We start from the raw sequence: 11,382 nt of genomic DNA, 5'->3' as shown, positions 1-11,382 counted from the left end.
CGCCTGCGACCGCCGAGCGCCATAAAGAAAATACTGCTCCCCGCAATACCCAGCAACAAGCCAATCACCACCCAGTAAACCGGTCCATGGCCGGATGGCGCATCCTCGTTACCGCTCCAGCCGCCCTGCCCCTCTGCCGAGAGTACATATCCCAACTCGTCTCTGACCTTATCGAGGCGCCGGTACGCACTCCTGGTTTCGTTTGCCTCGACGAAGTCCTTACGGGCTTCATACGAATAGCTCAGCCGGACCGTGCGGCCGACGCTCCGGACAGAGGTACGGAAAACGAAACCGGGATCCTCGATCTCCTTGTCGCCGGGTGTCAGCCCCAGGTCCTCGGGCATCTGGATGTCCAGGGTCTCCGTATACCGGTCCGGGTAGGAAAGAGCAAAGGGCGACGTCCGTATTTTGTCCTTGAGCTTGGGCAGGATGCTCCGGATCAGCGCGGCGTCGAAGGAGGCCTTCAGCCCCCCGTCTTCCCGGTACCAGAGTTTCGGAACCGTATAGAATTCGCGGGTGATGAAAGCGCCGTCCGAATCGGCCTCTTCGACGCGCAGGCTATCCCTCACCTTTATGCCATCGTAGGCGTCGGTATAAAAATCGAGGTAGGACTTCTGGATTTCACCGCGGCTGCTGTTGTTGAAGTCGTCCCTGGCCTGGTCCGCAAAGGAGCCCGTGTACCGGGTGACGATGTCCAGCCTGGTCGAGCCCGTCAGGCTGTCCACCGAAAAGAGCTCCCGGCTGTCCACGCGACCGTTGTCCTGGAGCGGGATCCTCGTCAGCCCCGTGGTCGTGTCGGTCAGGACCAGGCCGCACTGGTAATCCGGGTAAGAAATATCGTCCAACCGGCCCCGTTGAAAGGAGATCGTCGGGTCGAGCCAGTAGTATCGTCCGTTTAGGTAGACCCGGACCGTAGCGTGATCGAAATCGTCCGTGGACGGCAGCTCGTCAAGCAGCCGCGCCTTGTCGTCCGTGTTGATCAGCACAGGATTGGCCGCGATGCCCAGCTCACCCAGCATCGTACACAATAACAAGGTCTTGTCCTTGCAGTCCCCGAAGCGCTGTCCGAAGACCTGACCCGGATCGTGCGGCTGGTGCGTATTAGGCCCTATCTCGATCCCCAGGTACCGGATGTCGTCCTGTACAAAACGCAGCGCCGCCAGCAACGCCGCCTCTTTCGACCGGGTGGTCTCCCGTATCGATCTGATCTTGGCCGCCAGTCCTGCCGACAACGGCGCGTGCGTGTCGAACAGCGATAGCGCCCAGTCGTTGACCTCTTTCCAGCCTTTGAATTCACTGACCTGTATCGATGGATAGGGATCGTACCAGGACGGCGCGTCGTCGTCATCGTCGTAGGCCGGGACGTTGTCCAGGTTCCAGGCGTATACCCTGTCCGTCCCTTCTTCGGTTTGAACCGGATCGGGGAGGTCCGGCTCCGACTTCCGGAACCGGAGGGGCCTGTCCAGCGGGCAAAGCACCCGATAGGTCAGGTGCGTGACGGGCACGCTGTAGCCGGCGTCCAGGGTTTCGGAGAACTTGTCCTCGAAAACCGGGTTATTCCCCTGGACCGAATAGGCATAGTCCAACCGGTCGCCCTTGCGGATATCTTCCAGGAAAAGCACCGCCGTCAAACCGCCGTTGTAGATGCTTTTGTAGATGTCCTTTTCCTGGTGGAGTATCTTGAAGCGGTCGGGCCGCAACGCGTCCAGCACCCTGCCGCCGCGGATAATATGGATGTAGTGGAAGATCACCTGTTCATACGAGGGATCGTACCCCACCGATACCTGGGATGCATTTTGAACTCCAGCTTCCGTTTCCAGGTACAATACGTTCCGGTGGTATGTGGTGGCGGTGGCGACGTTGAATTGTCTGTCGGCCAGGAAGTGCACGTATCCATCCTCCATATCGCGGCGCGCCAGGGTCTCGTCGATACGCACGGGGATTTCCTTCACCCAGGCGGGGACGGCGTCAACGCGCACCGTTTGCGCCCGCACACCCGCGGCCGCCAGCAAACCGATCGTGATTATCCATTTCATAAAACCGCGTGCGTAGTATCCGAGATCTGTTTGCGCAGGCTATCAGCCCAATCGATCAGCAGTTTTTTCTGCGCCGCCGTCAGGATGGCGTCCTTGTGCGCCCAGGTATACGTGGAAATGGGCATGGCGTTTTCATCCACGGTCTCGGCTATATCCCGGAGCCGTTTGACCTGGCGCTTGACGGGGTAGGCGTAAAACTCGTCGAAGTTGAGGTGTTTCTTGCCGCCCTTTATGTGGTAGGCCACCAGCCAGGACACCGGGGCGATCTTGTCGAACCAGGGATAACGGGAGTGGTTGGAGTGACAATCGTTACAGGCAACGCTCAGGATATGGGCCACCGAATCCGGCACGGGATAGTGCAGCGTAAGCGCGTTCGGGTCGGGAGCGGAAGAGGTGTTGGGGGTCGGCCGGATCAGCTGGATCAACACGACAAAGGCCATCAGCACGATAAGGATCTTCTTGCGCATGGGCTAAATATAGTCCATTTTCCGCGACCGCCACCAGCGGACGCCTTGCCAGGCCAGCTCCCCGGTGCACAACAACGCCAGCGCGAACAGCGCTGGTTTCCAAGCCCGTGTGGCATCCATCAGCGCCCCGGTCAAGGCAAAAATGTAGATACCCACGGGTAAGACGAACAACAGGCAAAGACCCGTTACACCCAACGGTATCCGGAACGGGCGGGTCGCATTGGGGGATTTGATCCGGAGCGCCACCAGCGTAATGAATTCGAGGAAAAGGGCGGCGCCGTAGAGCGTGATGTCGATCACCACGAGGTCCAGGAACTTCCAAAGCACCATGACGCTCACCACGGCCGCGCACATCACGATCGACCGGTGGGGCGTACCGTACCGCCGGTGCCGCGCGCTCAGCCAGCCGGGCAGCAACCGGTCGTCCGCCATGGCCTTGGGCACCTGCGCCACCGACAACAACACCGCCGCAAACAGCCCCAGCGAAGAAGCCATCCCGCCCGCAGCCAGCGCCACCCCCAGCCAGCGGCCGCCGACCAGGGCACCCAGCGCCGGGAAACCGCTATCGCTCAACACCCCGGCGTCGATACCCGACCCGCGGGCCGTCAGCAAGGTCAATACATATACGATAACGATCAGCACGAAGGCAATGGCGATCGAAATGACATAAGAGCGCGCGGGTCGTTCCACCTGGTCCGCATAGGTCGACGTATTGTCCCAACCCAGCATGTTCCACATCACCGTATAACACCCCATCGCCACCGCTGAAAAGCCCGCGCCCTTCAGCGAAAGATGGGTCACGCCATACGCCGCCGGTCCGAGGTGGTATACCCCGAGCACGAATAACACGACAAAGGGCAGGAGCACCGCCGTCCCCAGCACGAGGCTGGCGCGGCCCACCGGTACGACGCCCAGGACGTTCAACCCCGCGCACGCCCAGATCAATCCCAGACACACCGGTAACTTCCAGGCAGCCATGGCCGGCCAGAACCAGCTCGCATATTCCACGAACAAAACCGGGTATATCGCCAGGTCCACGAACGTATACAACCAGGTCCACCAGCCTTCATAGAACCCCCAGCGCAAACCCAGACCCCGTTTTACCCACTGGTAGTAACCCCCGCCCACCGGCATCATCGCATTCAGCTCCAGCACCGCGAGCATCGTCGGGACGTCCCACAACAGGGGCGTCGCCAGCAGGATCAAAAGGGCCCCATCCCTGCCCCCAAGCCCGAGCAGCGGCTCCATGCCATAGGGTCCGCCGGAGACGGTAAAAAAGATCACGGCCACCAGGGCCAGTGGGCGTAGCAGTTGTGTAGAGGAATTCGCCGGGCGTGTCAAGGGCCCGAATTTAGGGAATTTCCCGCCAGGGAAACGTCACCTCCCGCAACACCGTCCCACCCATCGGCTCCAGCGCTAACGACACGGTCGACCCGGAAGGGGACGTCATTGGCACCGAATACCCGTGGGGGCCCGTAGCCGGCGTCCCGCCCGTATACAGGTACCGAACGAGGCTGTCCGGCGCATACTGATAGTCAAAGAACCCCGTCAGCGGATACCGGCGCGTGATCACCGGCGTGGACGCGATCGGGTGCGCCAGCACCAGCGGCCCGTGCGTAAAATAAACCGCGCCGGCGACGTCGTGCTGGACGGATACGGCGGGCGCCGAAAAGGCTAGACGCACCACCGTCTCGCGGCCCCAGACCCGACGAAGCGCCAGGTACCCATCGCGCTCGGTAAACGGACCCGTCACATGCGTCGCCCACGACGGCTTCCGAATGGACAGCGTAAAGGCGACGGGATGTGACGCCCGCACGACGAACGTAAAGGAATATCCGTAAGGATAGTCCGTCCGTTCTTCGATGGTCACGGGGATATCCGAATAAGACGTATGCGCCACACACGGACCCAATAAGGTAGCCACCGGTCCCAGCGGTCCGGTCATCCACATGTGCGAGATATAATAGGGCGCGATCCTCCCCGCGTTGGGCACGCAGCACACGGCTACGTCCTGGTGTACCGGCGAGTACTTGTAGCGCGTCTGCCGGTGATCGGCGGTATCGCCATTGCGGCCGCCCGTCATACTATAAGAATTGTCCGTCTTGAGGTAGGCGATACAGGAAGCATGCGGGTCCCGGGCGCCCTGCGCGGCGTTGAAGAAAAGCCGTTCGACGCCGTCGCCAAATGAAGCGGCGCCCGTTTTGCTCAGCAAATCCGCGTAACTGTCGAGTAGCTCCTGGAGCGAGCAATATTCGTATCCCGTCGTCGTGGCATCCGCCGCGCGACGCCCGATCCACTCGTCGCCGGCCGGCGCGCCGGAGGGCGTTATCTCGCGGCGGACCTTGTCCACGAACGCCGTTAGCGCGCCCGAGAGAGCAGGATTCCCGGACGCGTACGCCGCCGCGGCCACCGCCCGGATGTGTTCATATGTATGTACGCCATGCCCCTGCAACCGGTATGCGGTATCAATCAGCTTCGCGTATTGCGCGTCTTCGTTGAGCTTCTCCTTCGAAAAATCGTCGTACAGGAAAACCGCGTAGTCCAGGTATGCCGTACGCCCCGTAAGCCGGTATAGCTCCTCCAGTACGTCGGTGAACATCAGCCCATGCGAAAGCCCCCCGACGTAGGGTGTCTTCGAATAGAACGGCCGCGAGGCGTAAAGGGGATAGTGCCCCATCACATCCGCCACCGCGCGCTCGACCGACGCCAGCACCGTCGCATCCCGCGTATACTCATACCAGGCGAGCAAGCCGCGCAGGGCGGTCGTCTTGGCCCAAAGCTCGCCATTCTCTCCGGTAAAATTGTAGCGCAGGTCGCGGTCATATACCCCGATATAACCGTCGCGATCCTGGGTAGAAAGAATACGCGCCACGTACTCCCGCGACCGCCCGATCCAGACCGTATCCCCCGAGAGGACGGCCGACCGTATGAACCCGTCCCGCCAGTTGCCCTGCGTCTCACTGTTCCACCAGAGGTATTGCACCTCGGCGGCCGGGTCTCCTCCGGCCAATGCGCCGACGTCCTTGTGGCGCACGTCCTTTGTCAAACGCTCGCTGCCAAAAATATCGTCCTGCAGGATCAGCGAAGGCACGAGGCTGTCCAGGTGACCCGTAAAGCCATTCAGGTTGTCCTTGATCTGCGTGAGCAGCCAGCCGCGGGGCTGGACCGCGCCGAACGGCAATGGCGCCAGTGCAGCCGCCTGCCGCGACACGAAAGTAAAAGCCGAATCCTGAGCGACGGCGCGAACGGCGCAAAGCACACAAAGCACGCAAAGCGTAAGAACAATTATTTTTCTCTGAACCATGTTTCCAACATCGTTTTCATCGCCACATTTATCTCCCATTGATTCCCGATCGGCTGCCGGGTAAAAGGCAACGCCGGCATGTACGGCGCCGGGCCGAACTCGGGGCAGATCGTAGTCGCCGTGCAACCCGATGACCGCCGGTGCAACAGGATCGCGCCCCACCAACCCAGGAAGCGTTCCAGGTGGGCCCCCCATTCCGGGCTTCGGGGATCGCTCACCTGTGGCCCCTTGGCGTGTCCGACCCTGGCGTGTATGTGCGCTACCCGGGGCATGACCCGTTCCAGGATAGACGCTTGATCCTCCAGCAGGCTTTCCGACACCACGCACCAGTGGGAAAGATCGGCGGCGAGCTCAAGGTCGGGAAAAACCTCGAGATAAGGCAACAGGGAGGCGGCATGAAAGGTGAACCGCCCCCTGTGCGTTTCGTGCAGGATAGGGATGCCCGTCTCTGCGCTGATATGTATACATGCCTCGATTGCCTTACAGTTGTCGTCGAAGGAAAAGTGGTCCTTCCCCGTGTGGGAGTTGATGAATGCGGGCTGGAGCGAGGCCAGCTCGTAGAGCCGCGCCTGCATCCGCCGGATGTATTCCGCGGGTGTTTCCCGCAAAGGTGGGAGCACCTGTTGCGCTATGAATACGAATGGTGAGCCCTCCTCCCTGAGGAGGTCCAGCTCGAACCCCAGGTCCCTGCGGAAACCGGCGTCCTCCGGGACGTTGATTTCGATCCCGTCGTACCCCGCTTCGCGGACCCTGTCGATAAACGCGGAGGCGTCCATGCCTTCCAAGCCCCAGTAGGGACAGACCAGTTGAACCTGCACGATCGATTATTTGTCAAATAACAACGGGTTCCGGGGCGTCCGGATAACCTCCCCCACCCGGGCGCCCGGACACCAGCTGTTCCAGTCATTCACCTGGTGGTCGTTCTCGGGCGTCTTCAAGGTCATGTCCTTGTCCATATAGATCATGGTCATGACCTTGCGCATCTCATCGGTTTTGTTGGCGCCCGCGCGGTGATAGAGCCAGCCGATATGAAAACTCACCTCGCCCAGCTCGAAGGGCTCGATCACGTGACGATAACCGCCCGATCGCAACGCCTGTTCCAGCTTGTCCTGGCTTTCATCCGAAATTTCGAGGTCCCTGCCGGTATTTAACGCAAAGCTTCCCGCGCTGAACTCCAACGGCCCCATGGGCAACGGCGTTTCCTGGAGCGGTATCCATATCGTTACCGTCCGGTCCGTCGACAAGGGCCAATAGTATTGGTCGGCGTGCCAGGGCGTCTGTCCGCCTCCGGCCTCCTTGTACAACGCCTGGTCGTGGTAGAGCCGCACCCCGTTCACCTCCAGGAGGTCAGACGCCAGCTTTGCGAGCCGTTCGCTGAATACGATCTCCCGGACTGGCCCCGATTGCAGCCAGATGTTCATGATCTGTAAAAAGGCTTTCCCATACGTATCCCGTTCTTCCAGCGGCAGGTGTTGCGTATTCAGGCGGTGCACTTCCCGGGTGATCGTGTCATCCATATACCCTATCACGTCCGGAGACAACACGTGCTTCAGCTTGATAAATCCGTTTTTCCTGAAAAAGGCCACTTGTTCCCCGGTGAGCGCATAAGGCTCATCCAACTCTTTCAGGATGTCGGTCGCTGTCATCATAATCCAACATTTATTAGTGAACAAAAAATATTCCCATCGCATAGGGTTGCAGTAAAACAGTGTCCCCCTGCAGTACCGCGCTCCCGAAGATGCGCCGGGCTCCCGCCAGGGGCGAATCGAGCCGCGCTGCCTGATTTTCCGCCGATAGATTCACCACCAGCAGCATCCGCTGAGGCACCGGTGACGTCGTGTACCGCATCCATGAGAACACCTGGGGATTCGAATTCGCCGCCTTTACATACGCGCCCTTGTAAAGTGCCGGATTGGCCTTCCGTATCACCAGCAGGTCCCGGTACCAGCCCCAGAGGGATGCCGGGCTGCCCATTTCTTCTTCCAGCGAAATGCCGTCAAAGGGTTTCACGTTGGTGCTGTCCCACCAGGGACCCGTCCCTTTGTACCAGAGGGCCATGCCCCGGCCCGTATCGGCCGCATACCATTCGTAGGCTTCCCGCCTGGGTATGTCGTTGGCGTCCGTGTTGCCGAATTTGTTGAACCCGCCCGATCCTTTCATCCCGAGCTCCTGTCCGTAGTAGATCGACGGGACGCCACCCAGCATGAGGTTGAACACCGCGCCCACCCTTTCCTTCCGGGGATCTCCTCCCACCCTGGACGCAAACCGGTCTATGTCGTGGTTTTCGAGAAAGACCACCTGTTGTTTGCCATCGGGGAGCATACCCAGGGTGGTGTCGGCCGCCGCGGTGAGCTGCTTCTTGTCAAAAGAGGCGATCGCCAGCGCCAGGCGAAAAGCAAACACCCTGTCGAGCGTCGCCACCGTAAAATAGTCGAAACCAAAAGAGCTCCAGTCGGCCTGCTCCGCCACAAAGGTGAGCTGGTCGTTAACTTGCCGGAGATGCGCCAGCAGGGGCGCCCAGAAGTGCGTGAACAACCCCGTCAGCCGGGGGTTCCCATCCAGGTCGTCCATGGTATGGTCGAGCCGGAAGCCATCGACCCCGTCGTCGAAACGACCGTCCCCGTTGGGGTCCGCAAAAAAACCGAAAAGCCGTTCATTATAGGCCAGGACCGCCGTGTCGCGCAGGTTCACCGTGGCCACCCTGCGCGTGGCACCGTCGTAACCCTTCAATTCCGTGATACCCCAAATGATCGGGCCGGGGAGCACGTGCGCCGACCCCCACCAGGGATGGCGGTCCGTTATGTATTGGGTTTCCATGTCGAGGTATATCTTCATACCCCGGCGGTGTATCTCTTCCACCAGGTCGAGGTAATCCCGCATGGTCCCGTATCCCGGGTCGATGGCTTCCCAGCTGTCCGCAAAATAATTGTGGTAAAACGCCGAAGCGTAGAGGGGCGTCAGCAGGATCGACGTGACCCCGAACCGCTGGAGATAACCCAGCTGCGCCTTTAGCCCCTGGAGATCCCCATGCCCGTCCCCGTTGGCATCATAAAAGCTCCGTTCAAAAACATGATAGATCACTTCCTGCGCCCGTGCGCCTCCCCAAAGAAAGCAGATCATGGCCATCGTGCAAATCGTTCGTCTCACCATACAAACCTAGATACTGCGGCGCAGACTTTCCCCCACTATATAGCCATAAACCAGCACTATATTGACAAAAAAACGTAGCTTTATCCCTGCAAAGGATACATACAGTATGATGCGGGCATCGTTCGAGGACATCGACAGCAAGCGGGGAAGCAACTCCTACATGGCTTACCGGTATGGCGTGCCCGCCTTTCCCTTTCAGTGGCACTACCACCCCGAATACGAGCTCACCCTCATCCTGGAAGGGTCGGGCAAACGTATGATCGGGGACAGCTATGAGAACTTTTTCCCCGGCGACCTGGTCCTGCTAGGACCCCACCTCCCGCACACCTGGGTCAGCGACACGGCGTCCGCCGCCGTGGTCGTGCAGTTCTCCGAGGCTTTTGTCGCCCCCCTGGTCCAATACCCCGAATGCGAGCGCATCCGCAAGATGCTGGCCCGCTCCGGACAAGGCCTCCGGTTTCCCGCCAAACCCGCGCTGCTGGACGCGGTACAACGGCTTCCGGCCCGCAAAAATGCGGGCCGCATCACCGGCCTGCTGGAGGTCCTGCAGGTCATGGCCGTCAGCGCCGCCCAGCCGCTGGCCTCACCCTATTTCCAGCCCGTCCGCGGCCGCAAAGCCGAGGGAAGGATCAATAAGGTCTGCCAGCACATACAGAAGCACTCCGCCGAAGACCTCCCATTGCAGGAGATCGCCGCGCTGGTCAACCTGTCTGAAAGCGCCTTTTGTAAATTCTTTAAACGGACGACGGGGAAAACCTTTTCGGACTACCTGGTCGACATCCGCGTGGGTCACGCTTGTCACCTGCTCGCGGAATCCGACGATCCCATTTCGGAAATAGCTTACCGGTCGGGATTCGACAGCCTTACCTATTTTAACCGGGTTTTCCTCCGCAAAAAGGGCCTACGCCCGAGGGAGTTCAGGAAAGGGCTTAGTGATAGTAACCATAGTGATGGTGGTAAGGTTCCCGTACGACCAGGCAGGAGCTGAAGGCGGCGGCCAGGATTATGGCCGCGATGGCGAGTTTAACGTGCTTCATAAAATAGATATTTATCTATTAGAGCCCGCGGTTCCCTTGTCGTTTAGCGACATTCCTTGTTTTAACAAAATTTGCGTAATTTACTAATGTGAAAAAAGCCGGCGCGATACTGCTCCTCTGCACCATGCTCCTGTCACAGTACGGGCGCCTGGTGGCGTATGTCCGGTGCGCGATCAGCGGCCTCGTGGACCCCAATGCGCCCTGCGATTGCGAACAACAGGCGCCGCAGGCGCTCAAGGGAGACGACGCCCGTGAGATGACCCCGCCCAGGGGAATGGATATCGTTTTCGAAGAATATTATCTTCCCGCGTCGCCCTGGCAGATCGACGGCCGGCCGGCCACCTCGCCGCGCCGCTTTGCGCATGGCTGCCGGCCCTATACCTCCGCCTTTATAGCGGACATCTTCCGCCCGCCAGCGGCATAACCTCCATACAGCGCCCATCATCAGCGGCCCCGGCAACGGGGCCTGTAATGGTTTTACTCTTTAACAAAATAATATGAACCGTATATATGTTTTCAGCGGCCTATTGCTGCTGCTGGTCTCTTGCGCCCCTACCCGATCCATGCAGACAACCGCCATGCAGGCAACAACCACCGACAAAGGCCAGCCGATCCTGCTCGGCCAGCATCCCCGCACCGACCTCGGTCAACAACCCTTCGCCCGCTGGTTCGACTCGGGCTACGCCGCGTATACCCCGGACACCGCGACCATCGCGCAGCTGACCCCCGAGCTAAAAAACCGCACCTTTGAGATATTCATGGGCACCTGGTGCGGCGACAGCCGCCGGGAAGTGCCCCGGATGTTCAAGATTCTGGACGCCTGCGGCGTTCCCGCGGACCACATAAAGCTCGTCATGGTCGACTACCGCGACAAGATGTACAAACGAAGCCCCGGCCATGAAGAAGCGGGCCTGGACATCATCCACGTCCCCGACCTGCTGGTCCTCGACCAGGGCAGGGAACAGGGCCGTATCGTGGAATCGCCGGTCGTAAGCCTGGAAAAAGACCTGGTGGCCATCGCAAAAGGCGAATCCTATGAGCCCCAATACAAGGGCGCCTATTGGCTCAGCACGATCACCCGCCAGTCTCCCATGGAATGGCCCGGGATCGTCGACAGCCTTCGCGCCAAGACCAAAGCGGAATCCGAGCTGTATATCCTCAGCTATATCCTGTTGCTACAGGGAGACACCGGCCGGGCCTTGCTGGTCGCCCGGTTGAACACCCTGGCCTATCCCAACAGTGCCCTGGCCTACTCCTTCATGGGTAAAATCTGCGACGGGTGCGCGGACCCCGTAGGCGCCCGCCGGGCCTACCGCCGCGCCCTGGAGCTGGACCCCAAGGCGAAAAATGCCCGGGACTGGCTGGACGCCCATCCTTAGCTCATCCTT

General features: G+C 60.2%; 10 protein-coding genes. 3 read left to right on the top strand and 7 right to left on the bottom strand.

Going from position 1 to position 11,382, the window contains the following annotated elements:
* From VL547_RS12295 to VL547_RS12265, 7 genes are all read right to left on the bottom strand, one after another.
* Window positions 1-2,036: DUF3857 domain-containing transglutaminase family protein (locus tag VL547_RS12295; protein ID WP_325578126.1), on the bottom strand; the 2,036-nt coding region annotated here is incomplete at its 3' end.
* A complete protein-coding gene (locus VL547_RS12290) occupies window positions 2,033-2,503 on the bottom strand; it encodes a heme-binding domain-containing protein (RefSeq protein ID WP_325578124.1) in 471 nt (156 codons plus the stop codon). The genes VL547_RS12290 and VL547_RS12295, both read right to left, overlap by 4 nt.
* A gap of 3 nt (window positions 2,504-2,506) precedes the next feature.
* A complete protein-coding gene (locus VL547_RS12285; RefSeq protein WP_325578122.1) occupies window positions 2,507-3,844 on the bottom strand; it encodes an APC family permease in 1,338 nt (445 codons plus the stop codon).
* A gap of 10 nt (window positions 3,845-3,854) precedes the next feature.
* Window positions 3,855-5,807 carry a beta-L-arabinofuranosidase domain-containing protein gene (locus VL547_RS12280; RefSeq protein ID WP_325578120.1) on the bottom strand — a complete coding sequence of 651 codons (1,953 nt, stop codon included), beginning with the start codon at window positions 5,805-5,807 and terminating at the stop codon, window positions 3,855-3,857.
* Window positions 5,789-6,625 (bottom strand): sugar phosphate isomerase/epimerase, encoded by an 837-nt coding sequence (locus tag VL547_RS12275; protein ID WP_325578118.1) that lies wholly within the window; start codon window positions 6,623-6,625, stop codon window positions 5,789-5,791. Before VL547_RS12275 ends, VL547_RS12280 begins: the two co-directional genes overlap by 19 nt.
* 6 nt (window positions 6,626-6,631) lie before the next feature.
* Window positions 6,632-7,456, bottom strand: coding sequence for a phytanoyl-CoA dioxygenase family protein (locus VL547_RS12270; protein WP_325578116.1), 825 nt, complete (start codon window positions 7,454-7,456; stop codon window positions 6,632-6,634).
* A gap of 13 nt (window positions 7,457-7,469) precedes the next feature.
* Window positions 7,470-8,957 carry an alpha-amylase family glycosyl hydrolase gene (locus VL547_RS12265; RefSeq protein WP_325578114.1) on the bottom strand — a complete coding sequence of 496 codons (1,488 nt, stop codon included), beginning with the start codon at window positions 8,955-8,957 and terminating at the stop codon, window positions 7,470-7,472.
* 106 nt (window positions 8,958-9,063) lie between these two features.
* Here VL547_RS12265 and VL547_RS12260 point away from each other — a divergent pair, with 106 nt between their 5' ends.
* The 3 genes from VL547_RS12260 to VL547_RS12250 all read left to right on the top strand — a co-directional run bounded on the left by VL547_RS12260 (window position 9,064) and on the right by VL547_RS12250 (window position 11,373).
* The gene (locus VL547_RS12260) at window positions 9,064-9,945 is read left to right on the top strand and encodes an AraC family transcriptional regulator (RefSeq protein ID WP_325578112.1); all 882 of its coding nucleotides are present in this window, start codon (window positions 9,064-9,066) and stop codon (window positions 9,943-9,945) included.
* Between the two features lie 137 nt (window positions 9,946-10,082).
* Window positions 10,083-10,418 carry a hypothetical protein gene (locus tag VL547_RS12255; RefSeq protein WP_325578110.1) on the top strand — a complete coding sequence of 112 codons (336 nt, stop codon included), beginning with the start codon at window positions 10,083-10,085 and terminating at the stop codon, window positions 10,416-10,418.
* Between the two features lie 73 nt (window positions 10,419-10,491).
* The gene (locus VL547_RS12250) at window positions 10,492-11,373 is read left to right on the top strand and encodes a hypothetical protein (RefSeq protein ID WP_325578108.1); all 882 of its coding nucleotides are present in this window, start codon (window positions 10,492-10,494) and stop codon (window positions 11,371-11,373) included.
* Window positions 11,374-11,382: the final 9 nt, after the last annotated feature.

The organism is Dinghuibacter sp. (genome assembly GCF_035492835.1).
GTDB lineage: Bacteria > Bacteroidota > Bacteroidia > Chitinophagales > Chitinophagaceae > Dinghuibacter.
Note: the sequence above shows the minus strand (reverse complement) of the source record. Positions and strands in the feature narration are given on the sequence as shown.